Origin of the sequence: Streptomyces sp. NPDC085900, assembly GCF_044540925.1 — a bacterium.
GTDB lineage: Bacteria > Actinomycetota > Actinomycetes > Streptomycetales > Streptomycetaceae > Streptomyces > Streptomyces gilvifuscus.
On sequence record NZ_JBITSP010000004.1, the window covers coordinates 778,408 to 797,834 of the forward strand.

Consider the following 19,427-nt stretch of genomic DNA (forward strand, 5'->3'; position numbering starts at 1 on the left):
GCGAGTTACGGAGTCCGGGCGCGCCGGGCGGAGATCCACTCGAACCGGTGAGAGGGCCGGTGCGGGGGAGCTACGAGGGGCAACGCCCCCCGTTCACCACCTACTTACTTCTCCACCTCGGTGGCGAGCTTCGCGAGCACCGCGTCGTAGATCCGGCCGAGGCCCTTGGGCGCGAACGTCTTCTCGAAGAAGCCGCCGATGCCGCCGGCGCCGTTCCACACTGTGGTGACGACCACGCGCGACCTGCCCTCGCCGGCCGGGGTGACCGTCCAGGTGGTGACCATGGAGGAGTTGCGGTCCTTCTCCACGAGCTGCCCGTCGGTGGGCTCGGTGACCTCCAGGAGACAGTCGCGGACGCGCTTGCTGGTGGCCTGGAGCTTCCAGTGGACGAGGGTTCCCTCGCCGTCGCCGCCCTCGCGCACCTCGTACTCGCTGAAGTGCTCGGGCAGCAGCTTCGCGCGCGTGCCGCTGTAGTCGGCGAGGGCGTCGAACACCTTCTCCGCGTCCGCCGCGACGACCCGCTCAGTAGTGGCCTCGACCTGCGCCATCGATTTCCTCCAGGCTTGCGTTCTCGGGGTAGGGGCAAGCCAACCACCCCCGCCCACGACCACCCAAATCGGGGTGCCCCAGGTCGCCACGGAGACGTCTCGAGGGCGTCGGAAGCGATCAGAAACAGGCCTTGCACGATAATTCGAACACGTGTTTCACTCTCGGGGTAGCGGCACCGAGGAGGCGTCATGCGCTGGGAGAACCTCACAGTGGAGTCCGGCGGTCACAGCCGGGCGGCCGACGCCGCGCTGTTCGGCGCGGACGCGGTCGTGAGCAGGACCTTCGACACGCCGGAGTTCCGCGGGATCACCTTCCACGAGGTGCGGGCCCGCTCGATCGTCAACCGGGTGCCGGGCGCCTCGCGGATGCCCTTCGAGTGGACGGTCAACCCCTACCGGGGGTGCTCGCACGCGTGCGTGTACTGCTTCGCCCGCAAGACGCACACCTACCTGGACCTCGACTCGGGGCTCGACTTCGACTCCCAGATCGTGGTCAAGGTGAACGCCCCGGAGGTCCTGCGCCGCCAGCTGGGCTCGCGTCGCTGGCAGGGCGAGCACATCGCGATGGGCACCAACGTCGACTGCTACCAGCGCGCCGAGGGCCGCTACCGCCTGATGCCGGGCATCCTCTCCGCCCTGCGCGACCACGCGAACCCCTACTCGATCCTGACCAAGGGCACGCTGATCCTGCGCGACCTGGACCTGATCGTGCAGGCGGCCCAGGTGACGGACGTCGGCATCTCGGTCTCGGTCGGCTTCACCGACCCCGAGCTGTGGCGCACGGTGGAGCCCGGCACGCCCGCGCCGGAGCGCCGCCTGGAAGTGGTGCGCGCGTTCACGGACCACGGCATCGGGTGCGGCGTGCTGATGGCACCGGTGCTGCCGTTCCTGAGCGACCACCCGGGCCAACTGCGCGCCACCGTGCGTGCCATCGCGGCCTCGGGCGCCACCTCCGTCACCCCCCTGGTGCTGCACCTGCGCCCGGGCGCCCGCGAGTGGTTCATGGCCTGGCTGGCCCAGCGGCACCCGCATCTGGTGGCGCGCTACGAGCGCCTGTACGCGGACGGCGCCTACGCCCCGAAGTGGTACCAGCGCCGGATCACCCGTCAGGTCCACGAGCTGGCCCAGGAGTACGGGATCGGCCCCGCGCGCGCGGGGATGCCCCGGCGGATCCGGGAGCCGGAGCCGGTCGAGGCGGCCGTGTCCGAACCGACCCAACTTTCGCTGATCTGAGAGCAATCGAGCGCATCCCTCGGCCCGATCGGGTCAAGTATCGCCAGAACGAGTTCTTCCGGGGCCACGGTCCGGGACGATTCGGCGAGGACCGTGACATTCGCGGCCCGACCCCCTCCGTCCTGGGAGGACTCCATGAGAAAACGCGCAGCCGTGCTGTGCGCCGCCGTCGTCGTGGCCGGGACGGTCACGGCCGTCCCCGCCGACGCGAGCGCCCCGGGCACCGCGGACGCCGCCCACGCCGTGACGCTCACCTGGAAGAGCTGCGGCACCACCGACTATCCGACGCTGCAGTGCGCGTCCCTCGAGGTCCCGCTCGATCACCGGCATCCGTACGGCAAGCAGATCACCCTCGCCCTGTCGCGGGTGAAACACACCACGAAGAAGAGCCTGGGCCCGCTGCTGGTCAACCCCGGCGGGCCGGGCGGCAGCGGCCTCACCTTGGCCGGGTTCGTGGCGTCCTCACTGCCCAAGTCGGTCGCGTCCCGCTACGACGTCATCGGCTTCGACCCGCGCGGGGTGGGCAAGAGCAAGCCCGCCCTCGACTGCGCCCCGGGCCACTTCGACCCGGTGCGCCCCGACTCCGTGCCGAGCACACCGGCGATCGAGCGGGCCGACCTGCGGCGCGCCAGGTCCTTCGCCGCCGCCTGCGGCCGCAAGTACGCGAGCGTGCTGCCGTACATCGACACCCTCCAGACCGTGCGGGACATGGACGCGATCCGGGCGGCCACCGGATACCGGAGGACCAGCTACTTCGGCTACTCCTACGGCACCTATCTGGGCGCGGTCTACGCCAAGCTCTTCCCCCAGCGCGTCAAGCGCCTGGTCCTGGACTCGATCGTCGACCCGACGGGTGTCTGGTACGACGACAACCTCGGGCAGGACTACGCCTTCAACGACCGCCACCGGGCCCTGATGTCCTGGATCGCCAAGTACGACTCGACGTACAGGCTGGGCACCGATCCGGAGAAGATCGAGGCCAAGTGGTACGCGATGCGCGGGGCGCTCGCGAAGAAGCCGGCCGGCGGCAAGGTGGGCGCCTCGGAGCTGGAGGACACCTTCATCCCCGGCGGCTACTACAACGGCTACTGGCCTTACCTCGCCGAGGCGTTCGCGGCCTACGTGAACGACAAGAACGCCGATCCGCTGGTGGAGGCGTACGAGAACTTCGGCGCGGTCGACGCCTCCGGGGACAACGGCTACAGCGTCTACACCTCGGTGCAGTGCCGCGACGCGGTCTGGCCGCGCGACTGGAACCAGTGGCGCAAGGACAACTGGGAGGTGTACGACAAGGCCCCCTTCATGGCGTGGAACAACGCCTGGTACAACGCGCCGTGCGCCTTCTGGCCGACGGACTCCCTGCACCCGGTGAACATCGCCAACGGCAAGCTGCCGCCGGTGCTGCTGTTCCAGGCGACGAACGACGCGGCGACGCCGTACGTGGGCGGTCTGACGGTCCACCGGATGCTGGCCGGTTCGAGCTTCGTCGTCGAGGAGGGCGGCGGGAACCACGGCATCACGCTCAGCGGCAACACCTGTCTGGACAAGTACCTGGCGAAGTACCTGTCCGACGGCACGGTGCCGCGCGGCGGCGGCGAGATCGACGCGGTCTGTCCGAAGCTGCCCGATCCCAAGCCGCTGACCTCGAAGGCGGCCTCGCCGTCGGCCCGCGGTTCGGCGCTGCACGGCCTGGTGGGCTTCCGCGGCTGACGGCCGACGGCCCGGTCGGGGGCGGGCGTTGTCAGACCCGTGGTCCACCATGGACGCATGAGTGAGCTGACCAGGATTCCCGCCCCCGACGGGGTCTTCCCCGCCGCCCAGTACAGCCACGTCGTCATGGGCACCGGCCGCCTCGTCGCCGTCGCCGGACAGGTCGCGGTCGACGAGGAGGGCAAGCCGGTCGGCGAGGGCGACCCCGAGGCCCAGGCCCGCCAGGTCTTCGAGAACCTCCGCCGCTGTCTGGCCGCCGCCGGCGCCTCCTTCGACGACGTCGTCAAACTCACCTATTTCGTCACGGACATGGCCCACATGCCGGCGATCCGCGCGGCCCGCGCCGAGCACATACCCGACGACCGCCTGCCGACGGCGTCGGCGGTGCAGGTCGCCGCGCTGGTCCGGCCGGAGTTCCTGCTGGAGGTCGAGGCGCTCGCCGTGCTCGCCGAGTGATCAGCTGTGCGTGAGGCGGGGCGTCCGACCTCTCGTCACCGCTGCTTCGGGATCCGCGCCAGCGCCCGCACCGCCGCCTCCGCGAGGGCCGGGTGCGCCAGGGCCTCGTTGAGCACCGGCCGGGCGCGGGCGTCCTCGAGCGTGCCGAGCCCCTCCACGCACGCGAGGGCGACCCGGCGGTAGGGATCGTGCGGGCGCAGCCTGCGCTCCAGCGTCGTGATCAGCGCCGGTACGGACTCCGGGGCGCGCAGCCGCGTCAGCAGACGGACCGGGTGCAGGGCGTATGCGACGCGGAGTTCGTTGGTGGCGAGGGCGGCCGCGGCGCGCGCCGTGCGGGGGTCGCCGAGCCGGGCGAGGGCATGGGCGGCGGAGGCGCAGCGCTGCGGGTCACGGTGGTTCAGCAGCAGGACGAGGGACTCGAAGGCACGCCGGTCGCCGGCGACGCCCAGCCGGAACGCGGCCAGTTCCCTGGCCCACAGCGGCTGCCCCGGCTCGGTGAGGACGCCGGCCAGCTCGTCGAGGTCTTCGGTCGCCGTCAGCCGGTCGTACGCGACGGACCCTCCGGACTCCTGCCGTAAACGCTCCGTGAGTGATCGCAACTCTTCGTCCATGGCACCGAGATTAGAGGGGCCGCCGATCGCTCGGGACGTACATCACAAACACGAGGTCTGGCGCGCTCGTTACCCACCGGTTAAGCTCAGACGAGCGAGTTACCCACTCGCACCCCCTTGCGGCGGCCTGGTGACGCAGCCGTCGTGAGAGCAGTCGGTTCGGTACCTCATGTACCGCAGCACGACCCGGCCCCGGGACAGGGCCGGTCGGATTCCCTCCGTTCGCTCCGGGCGTGTGCACGCCCTCGGCGACGGCACCGGGCGTGTGCGCTCGCAGCCCGGCAACACCCGCACTCATCCACGCACCCGGTGCGCCATGGCACGGCTTCGGCCGGGCCCGGCTCGGCGCACCCGGGGGCGCTCCCAGTCGTCACCCTCATTCCTGGAGTCCGCGATGGCCACTCCCCTGTCCCAGCCCCCTCAGTCCCCGCTCCGGACCGTTGCCGTCGTCGGTCTCGGCACCATGGGCACCGGCATCGCCGAGGTCCTCGCCAAGGCCGGCCGCGAGGTCGTCGGCATCGACATCAGCGAGGCCGCCGCCTCCAAGGCGGTCGCCGCCCTGGAGGCCGCCACCGCCCGCGCCGTGGAGAAGGGACGGCTGAGCGAGCAGGAGCGCGCCGACGTCCTGGCCCGTGTGCGCACCTCCACCGATCTGCGCGCCGCGGCCGACGCCGACCTGGTCATCGAGGTGGTTCCGGAGTCGTACGAGATCAAGCACCAGATCTTCCGCGAGCTCGACGGGATCGTGCGCCCGGAGACGATCCTGGCGACCGGCACCAACGCCCTGTCCGTGACCCGTCTGGCCGCCGACTCGGCCCGCCCGGAGCGCGTGCTCGGCCTGCACTTCTTCAACCCGGCGCCCGCGATGAAGCTGGTCGAGATCGTCTCCTCGGTCCTGACCGCGCCCACCGCCGTCGCGGCCGTCACCAACCTCGCCCTCGACCTCGGCAAGGAGCCCGTCGCGGTCGGCGACCGGCCCGGATTCGTCGCCGACGGGCTGCTGTTCGGCTACCTCAACCAGGCCGCCGCGATGTACGAGGCGAAGTACGCCTCCCGTGAGGACATCGACGCCGCGATGCGGCTGGGCTGCGGGCTGCCGATGGGGCCGCTCGCGCTGCTCGACCTGATCGGCATCGACACCGCGCGCACGGTCCTGGAGGCCATGTACGCCGAGTCCCACGACCGGCTGCACGCCCCCGCGCCGATCCTCAAGCAGCTCAGCGAGGCCGGTCTGACCGGCCGTAAGTCGGGCCGCGGCTTCTACAGCTACGAGGCTCCCGGCAGCGCGACGGTCGTGCCGGACGCGCTGACGCCGGCCTCCGGCGACCTGACGGTGCCCGGCCGTCCGGTCCGCTCCGTCGGCGTCGCCGGTTCCGGCACCATGGCGTCCGGCATCGCCGAGGTCTTCGCCAAGGCCGGCTACGACGTCGTCCTCGCCGCCCGCAGCGAGGAGAAGGCGCAGGTCGCCAAGGCCCGTATCGGCAAGTCCCTCTCACGCTCGGTCGACAAGGGGCGGATGACGGCCGAGGCCGCCGCGCAGACCCTGGAGCGGATCACGCCGGCCGGCTCGTACGAGGCCTTCGCGGACGTCGACCTGGCCGTCGAGGCGGTCGCCGAGGACCTGGAGGTCAAGCAGCAGCTGTTCCAGGCGCTGGACAAGGTCTGCAAGCCGGGCGCGGTCCTGGCCACCACGACCTCCTCGCTGCCCGTCGTCGCCTGCGCCCGCGCCACCTCGCGCCCGCAGGACGTGATCGGCATGCACTTCTTCAACCCGGCGCCGGCGATGAAGCTCGTCGAGGTCGTGCGTACGGTGCTGACGGCCGAGGACGTCCACTCGACGGTCCGCGAGGTCTGCGTCAAGATCAGGAAGCACGCCGTGGACTGCGGCGACCGGGCCGGCTTCATCGTGAACGCGCTGCTCTTCCCGTACCTCAACAACGCGATCAAGATGGTGCAGGAGCACTACGCGTCCCTCGACGACATCGACGCGGCGATGAAGCTGGGCGGCGGCTACCCGATGGGGCCCTTCGAGCTGCTGGACGTCGTCGGCCTCGACGTCTCCCTGGCCATCGAGAAGGTCCTGCACCGCGAGTTCCGCGACCCGGGCCTCGCGCCGGCCCCGCTCCTGGAGCACCTGGTGGCCGCGGGCTGCCTGGGCCGCAAGACCGGCCGTGGCTTCCGTGAGTATGCCCGGCGCTGACGGCGTCGGCGACTGGTTCAGAGGCGAGAAGGACTGGGGCGGACTGCTCGAGCCGGGCAGCCACCCCGCGTCCGCCGGACCCGGCACACCCCCGCCCGCGGCGGGCGGGGGAACCCCGGTACATGCGCGCCAAGCTGCGCACATGCAGTACGTTCGGGTCATGTCCCAGCCCGCCAAGTCCTCACGTACACCAGCTACGCCCGACGCGCCGGAGAGTGCCGCAGGCAGCCGTGCCGCCGCCCAGCGGCTCAAGATGCGCCGAGAACTGGCGGCCGCGGCCATGGAGCTGTTCGCGACCAAGGGGTACGAGGCGACCACCGTCGACGAGATCGCGGCCGCGGCCGGGGTCGCGCGCCGCACCTTCTTCCGTCACTTCCGCTCCAAGGAAGAGGCGATCTTCCCCGACCACGACGACACCCTGATCCGGGCCGAGGCGGTGCTGAACGCGGCTCCCGCGCACGAGCACCCCCTGGACACGGTGTGCCGCGGCATCAAGGAAGTCATGCGGATGTACGCGGCCCGGCCGGAGATCTCGGTCGCCCGCTACAAGCTGACGCGCGAGGTGCCGACCCTGCGCGAGGCGGAGATCGCGTCGGTGGCCCGCTACGAGCGCCTCTTCACCCGCTACCTCCTGGGTCATTTCGACGAGCACGCGCACGACGACGACGCCAACGACGACCCGCTGCTGGCGGAGGTCGCCGCGTCCGCGGTGGTCACGGCCCACAACCACGTCCTCAGGCGCTGGCTGCGGGCCGGCGGGCAGGGGGACGTGGAGGCGCAGCTCGACCACGCCTTCGCGATCGTGCGCAAGACGTTCGGGACCGGCATCGGGGCCGGCCGGTCGAACGCCCCGAAGGCCGCCGCCTCGCCCGCGTCGGTGTCCGCCCAAGGTGAGGTCCTGGTGGCGGTGGCGCGTACCGACGCGCCCCTGGACGAGGTCATGCGCACCATCGAGCAGGCCCTCAAGGAGCGCTGAGCGGCGGATCGACCTGTGATGACGGCCACCCTTCGGGGTGGCCGTTTTGCCATGTCAGAACCCTTTTCACGCGGATTTCAGAGGCGGTTCGATCGATCATCGCTCATTTGTTACGTAAAGATTTCACCTGAGAGCAAGTCCTGGCACTCAGTGCCTTGTCACGTGACACGCGGTGTCATACCTTGAAGGAGTCCGGGCGGCCGGCGTGCAGAGACCATGCGCACGTCGGCTGTCCCCTCAAGCCCATGGCTTGAGCGCCCGGACGCCTGCGTCACAGGCACCCTCCCGCGCCACAAAGCGCTGCCGAACAGCACGACCGCCGAACCGACGGCACTTCCGAAAACCCTCAGCAGCACACCGACGTAACCCTCAGCGTCTCCCCTCAAGACGCCATTCGCCGGAGGCAACACCGTGACCGTGAAGGACATCCTGGACGCGATCCAGTCGAACGACTCCACGTCGGCCGACTTCGCCGCTCTGCAGCTCCCCGAGTCGTACCGCGCGATGACCGTGCACAAGGACGAGACGGAGATGTTCGCGGGCATGGCGACCCGCGAGAAGGACCCCCGCAAGTCCCTGCACCTCGACGAGGTGCCGCTGCCCGAACTCGGCCCGGGCGAGGCCCTGGTGGCCGTCATGGCCTCTTCGGTCAACTACAACTCCGTGTGGACCTCGATCTTCGAGCCGCTGTCCACCTTCGGGTTCCTGGAGCGCTACGGCCGTACCAACGAGCTCGCCAAGCGCCACGACCTGCCGTACCACATCATCGGCTCCGACCTCGCGGGCGTCGTCCTGCGCACCGGCCCGGGCGTCAACGCCTGGAAGCCCGGCGACGAGGTCGTCGCGCACTGCCTGTCCGTCGAGCTGGAGTCCTCCGACGGCCACAACGACACGATGCTCGACCCCGAGCAGCGCATCTGGGGCTTCGAGACGAACTTCGGCGGCCTCGCCGAGATCGCGCTCGTCAAGTCCAACCAGCTGATGCCCAAGCCCGGTCACCTGTCGTGGGAGGAGGCCGCCGCCCCCGGCCTGGTCAACTCCACCGCCTACCGGCAGCTGGTCTCCCGCAACGGCGCCGGCATGAAGCAGGGCGACAACGTCCTGATCTGGGGCGCGAGCGGCGGACTCGGCTCGTACGCCACCCAGTTCGCGCTGGCCGGCGGCGCCAACCCGATCTGCGTCGTCTCCAGCGACCAGAAGGCGGACATCTGCCGCTCGATGGGCGCCGAGGCGATCATCGACCGCAACGCCGAGGGCTACAAGTTCTGGAAGGACGAGAACACCCAGGACCCGAAGGAGTGGAAGCGCTTCGGCAAGCGCATCCGCGAGCTCACCGGCGGCGAGGACATCGACATCGTCTTCGAGCACCCCGGCCGCGAGACCTTCGGCGCGAGTGTCTTCGTCACCCGCAAGGGCGGCACCATCACCACCTGCGCCTCGACCTCCGGCTACATGCACGAGTACGACAACCGCTACCTGTGGATGTCGCTGAAGCGGATCATCGGCTCGCACTTCGCCAACTACCGCGAGGCCTGGGAGGCCAACCGGCTGATCGCGAAGGGCAAGATCCACCCGACGCTGTCGAAGACCTACTCCCTCGAGGAGACCGGGCAGGCCGCGTACGACGTGCACCGCAACCTCCACCAGGGCAAGGTCGGCGTGCTGTGCCTCGCCCCCGAGGAGGGCCTCGGCGTGCGCGACGAGGAGATGCGCGCCAAGCACATCGACGCCATCAACCGCTTCCGCAACATCTGAGACACCCGGGGTCATAGATGACTGAGCGTCAGAACGCCGACGGGGCAAGGGAGAAGGACCGGCCGTGGCTCATGCGCACGTACGCCGGCCACTCCACGGCCGAGGCGTCCAACGAGCTGTACCGGCGCAACCTCGCCAAGGGCCAGACCGGTCTGTCGGTGGCGTTCGACCTGCCGACGCAGACCGGCTACGACTCCGACCACATCCTCGCCCGCGGCGAGGTCGGCCGGGTCGGCGTGCCGATCGCGCATCTCGGTGACATGCGCCGGCTGTTCCAGGACATCCCCCTGGAGCAGATGAACACCTCGATGACGATCAACGCCACCGCCATGTGGCTGCTGGCGCTCTACCAGGTCGTCGCCGAGGAGCAGGGTGCCGACATCACCAAGCTCCAGGGGACGACCCAGAACGACATCGTCAAGGAGTACCTGTCCCGCGGGACGCACGTCTTCCCGCCGGTCCCCTCGCTCCGCCTGACGACGGACATGATCGCGTACACGGTCTCCCACATACCGAAGTGGAACCCGATCAACATCTGCAGCTACCACCTGCAGGAGGCGGGCGCCACGCCGGTCCAGGAGATCGCGTACGCGATGTCCACCGCGATCGCGGTCCTCGATGCCGTGCGCGACTCCGGGCAGGTCCCCGAGGAGAAGTTCGGGGACGTCGTCGCCCGCATCTCCTTCTTCGTGAACGCGGGCGTCCGCTTCATCGAGGAGATGTGCAAGATGCGCGCGTTCGGGCGGATCTGGGAGAAGATCACGCTCGAGCGGTACGGCATCCAGAACCCCAAGCAGCGCCGCTTCCGGTACGGCGTCCAGGTCAACTCCCTCGGTCTGACCGAGGCGCAGCCGGAGAACAACGTCCAGCGGATCGTGCTGGAGATGCTGGCCGTGACCCTCTCCAAGGACGCACGCGCGCGTGCCGTGCAGCTCCCGGCCTGGAACGAGGCCCTCGGCCTCCCCCGCCCCTGGGACCAGCAGTGGTCGCTGCGCATCCAGCAGGTGCTCGCCCACGAGAGCGACCTGCTGGAGTACGAGGACATCTTCGAGGGCTCGAAGGTGATCGAGGCCAAGGTCGCCCAGCTCGTCGAGGACTCCCTCGCCGAGATCGAGCGGATCCAGGAGATGGGCGGCGCGATGGCCGCCGTCGAGTCCGGCTACCTCAAGGCCCAGCTCGTCTCCTCGCACGCCGAGCGGCGCGCCCGCATCGAGTCCGGGCGGGAGAAGATCGTCGGCGTCAACATCTTCGAGACGACCGAGCCGAACCCGCTGACGGCCGATCTCGACACGGCCATCCAGACGGTCGACCCGGCCGTCGAGGCGCAGGTGATCGCGGGCCTGCAGCACTGGCGCGACACCCGCTACCAGCCGCCGTTCAACCACCCGCGCCCCTGCAAGGCGCTGGAGAGGCTGAAGGAGGCCGCCAAGGGCACCGACAACCTCATGGAGGCCACCCTGGAGTGCGCCCGCGCCGGCGTCACGACCGGCGAGTGGGCCGGGGCCCTGCGCGAGGTGTTCGGCGAGTTCCGGGCGCCGACGGGAGTCTCCTCCGCGCCGGTCGCGGTGGCCGCCGAGGCGGGCTCCGCGCTCGGCGAGGTGCGGCGCAAGGTCGACGCCACCGCCCGCGACCTGGGCGTCGGCAAGCTGCGCTTCCTGGTCGGCAAGCCCGGCCTGGACGGGCACTCCAACGGCGCCGAGCAGATCGCCGTGCGGGCGCGCGACGCCGGCTTCGAGGTGGTCTACCAGGGCATCCGCCTCACGCCCGAGGAGATCGTGGACGCCGCCCTCGCCGAGGACGTGCACGCGGTCGGCCTGTCCATCCTCTCCGGCTCGCACGCCCAGCTGGTGCCGGACGTCCTGGAGCGGCTGCGTGTGGCCGGTGCCACAGATATACCCGTCATCGCCGGTGGGATCATCCCCAATGGAGATGCCGAGCAGCTCAGGGCCGCCGGAGTGGCCGCCGTCTTCACCCCGAAGGACTTCGACATCACCGGGATCATCGGCCGCATCGTCGACGAGATCCGGAAAGCGAACAAGCTCGACCCCCTGGAGGTCCCCGCATGACCGTCAACCGTCTCCGCCCGCGGCGCTCCTGCCTGGCCGTGCCGGGCTCGAACCCCCGCTTCCTGGAGAAGGCCCAGGGTCTCCCCGCCGACCAGGTCTTCCTCGACCTGGAGGACGCGTGCGCGCCGCTCGCCAAGCCCGAGGCGCGGCACACGATCGTCAAGTTCCTCAACGAGGGTGACTGGACCGGCAAGACGAGGGTCGTGCGCGTCAACGACTGGACGACCGAGTGGACGTACCGCGACGTCGTCACGGTCGTCGAGGGCGCCGGCCAGAACCTCGACTGCATCATGCTGCCGAAGGTGCAGGACGCCCAGCAGGTCGTCGCCCTCGACCTGCTGCTGACGCAGATCGAGAAGACCATGGGCTTCGAGGTCGGCAAGATCGGCATCGAGGCGCAGATCGAGAACGCGCAGGGCCTGAACAACGTCAACGAGATCGCGCAGGCCTCCCAGCGCGTCGAGACGATCATCTTCGGCCCGGCCGACTTCATGGCGTCGATCAACATGAAGTCGCTGGTCGTCGGCGAGCAGCCGCCCGGCTACCCGGCGGACGCCTACCACTACATCCTGATGAAGATCCTGATGGCCGCCCGCGCCAACAACCTCCAGGCGATCGACGGCCCCTACCTGCAGATCCGCAACATCGACGGCTACCGCGAGGTCGCCCAGCGCGCCGCCGCGCTCGGCTTCGACGGCAAGTGGGTGCTGCACCCGGGCCAGGTCGAGGCGTCCAACGAGATCTTCTCGCCCTCCCAGGAGGACTACGACCACGCCGAACTGATCCTGGACGCGTACGACTACTACACGTCCGAGGCGGGCGGCAAGAAGGGCTCGGCGATGCTCGGCGACGAGATGATCGACGAGGCCAGCCGCAAGATGGCCCTGGTCATCTCGGGCAAGGGCCGTGCGGCGGGGATGGCCCGTACGTCGAAGTTCGAGATCCCGGAGGCCTGAGCGCGATGCAGTTCGGACGCACCTACGAGGAGTTCGAGGTCGGGGCGACGTACAAGCACTGGCCGGGCAAGACGGTCACGGAGTACGACGACCACCTGTTCTGTCTCCTCACCATGAACCACCACCCGCTCCACATGGACACCAACTATGCGGAGAAGACGACGGACTTCGGCAAGAACGTCGTCGTGGGCAACTACATCTACTCCCTGCTGCTCGGCATGAGCGTGCCGGACATCTCCGGCAAGGCGATCGCCAACCTGGAGATCGAGTCGCTCAAGCACGTGGCGCCGACCTTCCACGGCGACACGATCTACGGCGAGACGACCGTGCTCGACAAGTGGCCGTCCAAGTCGAAGAACGACCGCGGCATCGTCTACGTCGAGACCAAGGGCTACAAGCAGGACGGCACGCTGGTCTGCGTCTTCCGCCGCAAGGTGATGGTGCCGACCGAGACCTACATCAAGGAGCGCGGCGGCGAGCAGCCCGGCCGCCCGGAGCCGAAGTCGCAGGAGAAGTAAGCCATGGCCCGTCTCGCCCAGACCGCCGGTCTGACCGACGTCCAGCAGGAGATCCTGTCCACCGTCCGCGACTTCGTGGACAAGGAGATCATCCCGGTCGCGACCGAGCTGGAGCACCGCGACGAGTACCCCCAGCAGATCGTCGACGGCCTCAAGGAATTGGGCCTGTTCGGCCTGATGATCCCCGAGGAGTACGGGGGCCTGGGCGAGTCGCTCCTCACCTACGCGCTGTGCGTGGAGGAGATCGCCCGCGGCTGGATGTCGGTCTCCGGCATCATCAACACCCACTTCATCGTGGCGTACATGCTCAAGCAGCACGGCACGCAGGAGCAGAAGGACCACTTCCTGCCGCGCATGGCGGCCGGCGACATCCGCGGTGCCTTCTCGATGTCGGAGCCGGGTCTCGGCTCGGACGTGTCCGCCATCACCTCCAAGGCGGTCAAGGACGGCGACGAATACGTCCTCAACGGCCAGAAGATGTGGCTGACGAACGGCGGAACGTCAAGTCTGGTCGCCGTACTAGTCCGAAGTGATGAAGGACACCCCGAGGGCACCGCGCCCCACAAGTCCATGACGACCTTCCTCGTCGAGAAGGAACCCGGCTTCGGAGAGGTCCGCCCCGGCCTCACCATCCCCGGGAAGATCGACAAGATGGGCTACAAGGGTGTCGACACCACCGAGCTGATCATGGATGGCCTGCGGATTCCGGCCGATCGGGTGCTCGGCGGCGTCACCGGTCGAGGTTTTTACCAAATGATGGACGGCGTCGAGGTGGGCCGCGTGAACGTCGCGGCGCGTGGCTGCGGCGTCGCTCAGCGTGCCTTCGAGCTGGGCGTTCAGTACGCCCAGCAGCGCCACACCTTCGGCAAGCCGATCGCCCAGCACCAGGCCATCCAGTTCAAGCTGGCCGAGATGGCTACCAAGGTCGAGGCCGCGCATGCGATGATGGTGAACGCCGCACGCAAAAAGGACTCCGGGGAACGAAACGACCTTGAGGCCGGCATGGCGAAGTACCTCGCCTCCGAGTACTGCAAGGAGGTCGTGGAGGACGCGTTCCGGATTCACGGTGGTTATGGCTTCTCGAAGGAGTACGAGATCGAGCGTCTCTACCGTGAGGCACCGATGCTCCTCATCGGTGAAGGTACCGCCGAGATCCAGAAAATGATCATCGGTCGCAGGCTGCTCGAAGAGTATCGATTCCAGGGCTAGATGTCCGGATACGGGGTGTTTTCTTGGAGAAGAAGATCACACCCCGTCAACACTCTTCGGCCGCCGACTCGGCTTCCTGGCTTGCCCAGTTGTGGCCGTCGACCGGTACGATCCCCGGAAAGCCGCCGTCCCCCGTTACAGCGCGGCATCATCCGCTACGAAGGTCATCCATGCCCCACAGCCAAACCTCTGCACCACGCGACAGCCTGGCAGGCGTACGTCTTGCGCGCGGAGCATCGCCGTGGCTTCTCCCGACCGTCGCCACCGCAGCCCTCAGCCTGGCCCGCGCCCGCCGCTCCGGCGTCGCCAAGGCCGTGGCCGTACCCGCCACCGCGCTCGCGGCCGGCATGCTGTGGTTCTTCCGCGACCCCGAGCGCGAGATCGCCCCGGGCCGGGTCATCTCCCCCGCCGACGGTGTGGTGCAGAGCATCATGCCGTGGAAGGACGGCCGCACCCGCGTCGCGATCTTCATGAGCCCGCTCAACGTCCACGTCAACCGGGCGCCGCTCTCCGGCACGGTGACGTCGGTCGAGCACATCCCCGGCGGGTTCGTTCCGGCGTTCAACAAGGAGAGCGAGAACAACGAGCGCGTAGTCTGGCACTTCGACACCGAACTCGGTGACATCGAGATGATCCAGATCGCCGGCGCGGTGGCCCGCCGTATCGTCCCCTACATTCCGCAGGGCACGAAGGTCGAGCAGGGCGACCGTATCGGTCTGATCCGCTTCGGCTCGCGCGTCGACATCTACCTGCCGGAGGGCGTGGAGGTGGCGGTCGAGGTCGGTCAGAAGACCGTGGCTGGGGTGACTCGCATTGACCGTGATTGATCCTGATACCCAGGCGGGCTGGGTGCCCGAGGCGGACGAGGTCGACGACGAGGAGGAGATGCCTCTTTCTCTCCGCCTCTCGATAGCGGACACCCTCACCCTCGGCAACGCGACGTGCGGCTTCATGGCGGTGTACTTCACCACCACCGGCATCCTGATCCCGCACCTCACCGGCGACCAGGAGACCGGCATGGCCCGCCACAGCGCGGCCACGGCGGTCATCCTGATGCTGTGCGCGGCGGTCTTCGACCTGTTCGACGGCCTGGTCGCGCGCAAGCTGCGCTCCTCCCCCATGGGCGCGGAGCTGGACAACCTCTCGGACCTGATCAGCTTCGGTCTGGCGCCGGCGTACTTCGTCCTCGTCTACGGCATGGTCGCGGACGACGCGCACCAGAGAGTGGCCGCGGTCGGGGCAATCGTGGTGCTCCTGGCCGTCGTACTGCGTCTGGCGCGCTTCTCGTGCGTGACCGTCCCGAACGGGATGTTCCAGGGCATGCCCTCGCCGTTCGGCGCGCTGACGGTCGTCTCGATCGTCCTGCTGGAGCTGCCCTTCGTGGCGACGCTGCTGGCGATCCTGGGCACCGCCTGGCTGATGGTGAGCCGGGTCGAGTACCCGAAGCCGCGGGGGCGCCTCGCGGTGGCGATGCTGACCTGGATCGTCGTGTCCATGGGCCTGCTGGCCGCCTGGGCGTTCGACGCCCCCAGCGGCCAGCTGCTCCTGCAGACCGGCTGCGCGCTGCAACTCGTCACGGGCGCGGTCATCCCACTGTTCGCCACGGCCCGCCGGGTGAACAACTTCCGCGACAACCGACGTGAGGCGCGGGCGGCGCAGCTGCCGTAGCCGCCGCGACGCTAACGAGGGGCCCCGAACCGTGACGGTTCGGGGCCCCTCGCTCATGCGGTCCCTCCCCTGGGCGTCAGGGCTTGGCGGGTGCAGGCCTGGCCGCCTTCGACGCCTCGGCCTCGCGTACGACCCTCATGCCGCCGGTGAACGCTCTTGCCCGCCCCGAGGATCACGCTCTCGCGGGAGGAGGCGGCCGCCGGGTCGCCGAAGTCCTGGACGACGCCGAAGCCCATGTCGCGGGAGTCGATGGACGCCTACCGGCTGTCGGCACCCCAACGCCGACCGGCCCGGCACCGGGTCGGGTCCACGAGCGGCGGAGGGCCCACGGCCTGGCCCGAGAACGACCGGCGCCCACCCGCCCACGGCCCGACGCGGGAGCGACCGGCGCCGGATTCGGCAGGCGGCACAGGCCGGGCACGGAGCGACTTCGGCTCCGCCGGGACCGGCGTGGCCGCGCCGGACCGGTGGGCCCAGCCCGGCGGCCTCGGCCGACACGGCCCGACGGCCACCCCGCCCACGGCCTGGCCCGAGAACGACCAGCGCCGACCCGCCCCCACGGCCCGACGCGGGACCGACCGGGGCAGGCTTCGGCGGGCGGCACAGGCCGGGCACCGAGCGGCTTCGGCTCCGCCGGGACGGGCGTGGCCGCGCCGGACCGGTGGGCCCGCCCGACGGCCTCGGCCGACACGGCCCGACGGCCACCCCGCCCACGGCCTGGCCCGAGAACGACCAGCGCCGACCCGCCCACGGTCCGACGCGGGAGCGACCGGCGCCGGATGCGGCGAGCGGCACAGGCCGGGCACGGAGCGACTTCGGCTCTGCCGGGATGGGCGTGGCCGCGCCGGACCGGTGGGCCCGCCCGGCGGCCTCGGCCGACACGGCCCGACGGCCACCCCGCCCACGGCCTGGCCCGGGAGCGACCGGGGCAGGCTTCGGCAGGCGACACAGGCCGGGCACCGAGCGGCTTCGGCTCTGCCGGGACGGGAGTGGCCGCGCCGGACCGGTGGGCCCGCCCGGCGGCCTCGGCCGACACGGCCCGACGGTCACCGTGGCGGCCTCGGCCGATACGGCCCGGCGGCCGCCGCGCCCGGGAAGGGCCTGGCGATCAGGTCAGGAAGTCCCGGGCGATCTGTTCCGCCACTCGCTCCAGGATCGGGCCGGCGTCCGCGATGCACTTGGCGACGTCCGGTTCGATCTCCGTCAGGGCGTACGCCCGGCGGATGCCCGCCCGGCCGAGGGCCTCCGGCGGCAGGGCGAGCCGTCCGCAGACGGCGACGACCTCCTTGTCGGCCGCGCGGGCCGCCGCGGCGACGCCGGCCGGGGCCTTGCCGTGCAGGGTCTGCTCGTCCAGGGAGCCCTCGCCGGTGATCACCAGGTCCACCCGTTCCAGCGCCGGGGCGAAGCCCAGCACGTCGAGCATGACCTCGATGCCAGCGCGGAAGTGGGCTCCGAGCAGGAGGGCGCCGTACCCGATGCCGCCCGCGGCGCCCGCGCCCGGGGAGGCCGCGTACTCGGCGGCCCGCGGGCCCACGGCCTCCTCCAGGACCTTCGCGTAGTGCGCGAGAGCCGAGTCCAGGGCCGCCACGTCGTCCGGGGAGGCGCCCTTCTGCGGGCCGTACACGGCCGGGGCGCCCTTCGGGCCGGTCAGGGGGTTGTCGACGTCGCTGGCCAGGACCAGTTCCACGTCCGCGAACCGCGGGTCCAGGCCCGACAGGTCCGCCGTGGCCAGGTCGTCGAGGCCGCCGCCGCCCGGCGGGACCGGCTCGCCGTCCGCGTCCAGGAAGCGCGCGCCCAGCGCCGACAGCATCCCGGCGCCGCCGTCCGTGGTCGCGCTGCCGCCGACGCCGAACACGATCGTGCGGGCGCCCGCGTCGAGGGCCGCCCGCAGCAGTTCGCCGGAGCCGTACGTGGAGGCCGTCAGCGGCGCGAAGACGCCCTGGGGCAGCCGCTGCAGCCCGCTGGCCTCCGCCATCTCCACGACCGCCGTGTCGCCGCGCAGCGCGAAGGCCGCGGTCACCTCGTGCCCGAGGGGCCCGGCGACGCGCACCTCCCGTCGCTCGAAGCCCGCGGCTACCGCGGCGTCCACGGTCCCGTCGCCGCCGTCCGCGACCGGCAGCGACGCCACCTCCACGGCCGGCACGACCCGGCGCAGGCCGGCCGTCACGCGCTCGGCGACCTGCACGGCCGTCAGCGACCCCTTGAACTTGTCCGCGGCGATGAGCACGCGCTGTGTCACCTGATTTCCCCTCGCTCTCCGGGCCTCGCGCACGTCAAGGCCAGTCGCGCCGCTGCGACCTTAACCGGAGCAGACCCCCGCCGTCATGCACCGCCCAGAGCCTGGGAACGGCGTGGGAGCAACGTACGAGCCCCGTGGGAAGCGCCTGTGCGGACGCCCGAAACCGCACACGCGCCCCCGGAATTGGGTAAACCGGAAGCATGACCCCTGTGGGCACCGAGCAAGAGCTCACCGACCGCGTCCTCGGGGGCTGGCTGGGCCGGATCGCGGGCAACATGCTCGGCAAGCCGGTCGAGCAGGGCGACCTGTGGACGCGGGACCGGATCGACCGCTATCTGCGGCAGGCCGCCGCCCTGCCCCTGACCGACTACCTCCCCGAGCCGGCCGTCGAGAGCGACGGCTTCGAACTGCGCCCCGAGTGGCGCCAGTGCGTACGCGGCCGCATCCACGGCAGCTGCCGCGACGACGACGTCGACTACGCGATCCTCGGCCTCGACCTGCTGGAGACCCACGGCTTCGGCTTCAGCACCGAGCAGGTCGGCGACCTGTGGCTGCTGAGACTGCCGTACCTGCAGACGTTCACCGCGGAGCGGGCGGCGTACCGCAATCTCGCGAACGGTCTGAAGCCGCCGCTGACCGCGACCTACGACAACCCGTACCAGGAGTGGATCGGCGCCCTGATCCGCGCCGACATCTACGGCTGGACGTGTCCCGACGCCCCGCGCCGGGCCGCGTCCCTCGCCCGGCGGGACGCGGTGCTGTCGCACACCGGCAACGGCGTGTACGGCGCGATGTGGGCGGCGGCGCTGATCTCGGCGGCGTTCACGGCGCCCACGGTCCGGCACGCGGTGGACGCCGCGCTGGCCGTGATCCCGGCGAGCAGCCGTCTGGCGCGCACCGTGCGCCGGGTCGTCTCGCTCCACGACACTCGGATGACCTGGGAGGACACGCTGACGACGGTCGCCGAGGAGACCGCCGGGCTCGGCTGGATCCACACCGTCCCGAACGTCGCGGTGCTGACCGCGGGCCTGCTGTACGGCGACGGCGACTTCACCCGCACCATCACGCTCACCGTCCGCGGCGGCCTGGACACCGACTCCAACGGCGCGACGGCGGGTTCGGTGGCCGGCGTCCTGACCGGGGCGGCCGCGATCCCACCCCAGTGGACGGACCCCCTGGAGGACACCGTCCGCAGCGCGGTCTTCGGCTTCGACGGCGCCCACATCAGCGACCTGGCGGAGCGGACCGTTCGGCTGGTGGGCGAGGAGGAGTGAGCGCGGCG

Annotated in this window: 16 protein-coding genes; 13 read left to right on the forward strand and 3 right to left on the reverse strand. The window is 70.5% G+C overall.

The annotated features are described in order from the left end of the window. Nucleotides 1–104: 104 nt before the first annotated feature. Nucleotides 105–548 (reverse strand): SRPBCC family protein, encoded by a 444-nt coding sequence (locus tag ACIGDI_RS17580; RefSeq protein ID WP_399897084.1) that lies wholly within the window; start codon nucleotides 546–548, stop codon nucleotides 105–107. A gap of 189 nt (nucleotides 549–737) precedes the next feature. Between ACIGDI_RS17580 and ACIGDI_RS17585 the strand changes: the two genes are divergently transcribed. The 3 genes from ACIGDI_RS17585 (at nucleotide 738) to ACIGDI_RS17595 (ending at nucleotide 3,947) form a co-directional block, all read left to right on the forward strand. Beyond that, nucleotides 738–1,781: an Rv2578c family radical SAM protein gene (locus ACIGDI_RS17585; RefSeq protein ID WP_399897088.1), complete on the forward strand. Its 1,044-nt coding sequence runs from the start codon at nucleotides 738–740 to the stop codon at nucleotides 1,779–1,781. A gap of 135 nt (nucleotides 1,782–1,916) precedes the next feature. Continuing rightward, the gene (locus ACIGDI_RS17590) at nucleotides 1,917–3,491 is read left to right on the forward strand and encodes an alpha/beta hydrolase (RefSeq protein ID WP_399897091.1); all 1,575 of its coding nucleotides are present in this window, start codon (nucleotides 1,917–1,919) and stop codon (nucleotides 3,489–3,491) included. 57 nt (nucleotides 3,492–3,548) lie between these two features. Next, nucleotides 3,549–3,947, forward strand: coding sequence for a RidA family protein (locus tag ACIGDI_RS17595; RefSeq protein WP_399897094.1), 399 nt, complete (start codon nucleotides 3,549–3,551; stop codon nucleotides 3,945–3,947). Between the two features lie 35 nt (nucleotides 3,948–3,982). Here the strand turns inward: ACIGDI_RS17595 and ACIGDI_RS17600 are convergent, their stop codons facing one another. Continuing rightward, nucleotides 3,983–4,558 (reverse strand): adenylosuccinate lyase, encoded by a 576-nt coding sequence (locus ACIGDI_RS17600; protein ID WP_399897097.1) that lies wholly within the window; start codon nucleotides 4,556–4,558, stop codon nucleotides 3,983–3,985. 394 nt (nucleotides 4,559–4,952) lie between these two features. Between ACIGDI_RS17600 and ACIGDI_RS17605 the strand changes: the two genes are divergently transcribed. The 9 genes from ACIGDI_RS17605 (at nucleotide 4,953) to pssA (ending at nucleotide 15,906) form a co-directional block, all read left to right on the forward strand. Then, entirely contained in the window at nucleotides 4,953–6,758 is a 1,806-nt protein-coding gene (locus ACIGDI_RS17605) for a 3-hydroxyacyl-CoA dehydrogenase family protein (protein WP_399897100.1), read from the forward strand. 160 nt (nucleotides 6,759–6,918) lie between these two features. Beyond that, nucleotides 6,919–7,734 carry a TetR family transcriptional regulator gene (locus tag ACIGDI_RS17610; RefSeq protein ID WP_399897103.1) on the forward strand — a complete coding sequence of 272 codons (816 nt, stop codon included), beginning with the start codon at nucleotides 6,919–6,921 and terminating at the stop codon, nucleotides 7,732–7,734. A gap of 411 nt (nucleotides 7,735–8,145) precedes the next feature. Then, complete coding sequence (ccrA, locus tag ACIGDI_RS17615; protein WP_200697876.1) at nucleotides 8,146–9,489, forward strand: crotonyl-CoA carboxylase/reductase; 1,344 nt, start codon at nucleotides 8,146–8,148, stop codon at nucleotides 9,487–9,489. A 17-nt stretch (nucleotides 9,490–9,506) separates the two neighbouring features. Then, complete coding sequence (locus ACIGDI_RS17620; protein ID WP_399897107.1) at nucleotides 9,507–11,555, forward strand: protein meaA; 2,049 nt, start codon at nucleotides 9,507–9,509, stop codon at nucleotides 11,553–11,555. Further along, on the forward strand, nucleotides 11,552–12,511 hold the full coding sequence (locus ACIGDI_RS17625; protein WP_399897110.1) for an HpcH/HpaI aldolase/citrate lyase family protein: 960 nt from the start codon (nucleotides 11,552–11,554) through the stop codon (nucleotides 12,509–12,511). The genes ACIGDI_RS17620 and ACIGDI_RS17625 overlap by 4 nt, the downstream gene beginning before the upstream one ends. A gap of 5 nt (nucleotides 12,512–12,516) precedes the next feature. Further along, complete coding sequence (locus ACIGDI_RS17630) at nucleotides 12,517–13,029, forward strand: MaoC family dehydratase (RefSeq protein WP_200697879.1); 513 nt, start codon at nucleotides 12,517–12,519, stop codon at nucleotides 13,027–13,029. Nucleotides 13,030–13,032: 3 nt separating this feature from the next. Further along, a complete protein-coding gene (locus ACIGDI_RS17635; protein WP_103783615.1) occupies nucleotides 13,033–14,238 on the forward strand; it encodes an acyl-CoA dehydrogenase family protein in 1,206 nt (401 codons plus the stop codon). A gap of 170 nt (nucleotides 14,239–14,408) precedes the next feature. After that, nucleotides 14,409–15,065: a phosphatidylserine decarboxylase gene (locus ACIGDI_RS17640; RefSeq protein ID WP_058922170.1), complete on the forward strand. Its 657-nt coding sequence runs from the start codon at nucleotides 14,409–14,411 to the stop codon at nucleotides 15,063–15,065. Nucleotides 15,066–15,087: 22 nt separating this feature from the next. Then, on the forward strand, nucleotides 15,088–15,906 hold the full coding sequence (gene pssA, locus ACIGDI_RS17645) for a CDP-diacylglycerol--serine O-phosphatidyltransferase (protein ID WP_399897678.1): 819 nt from the start codon (nucleotides 15,088–15,090) through the stop codon (nucleotides 15,904–15,906). 1,108 nt (nucleotides 15,907–17,014) lie between these two features. Here the strand turns inward: pssA and ACIGDI_RS17650 are convergent. After that, on the reverse strand, nucleotides 17,015–18,145 hold the full coding sequence (locus tag ACIGDI_RS17650) for a glycerate kinase (RefSeq protein WP_399897114.1): 1,131 nt from the start codon (nucleotides 18,143–18,145) through the stop codon (nucleotides 17,015–17,017). Nucleotides 18,146–18,345: 200 nt separating this feature from the next. Here ACIGDI_RS17650 and ACIGDI_RS17655 point away from each other — a divergent pair, with 200 nt between their 5' ends. Then, a complete protein-coding gene (locus tag ACIGDI_RS17655; RefSeq protein ID WP_399897117.1) occupies nucleotides 18,346–19,419 on the forward strand; it encodes an ADP-ribosylglycohydrolase family protein in 1,074 nt (357 codons plus the stop codon). Nucleotides 19,420–19,427: the final 8 nt, after the last annotated feature.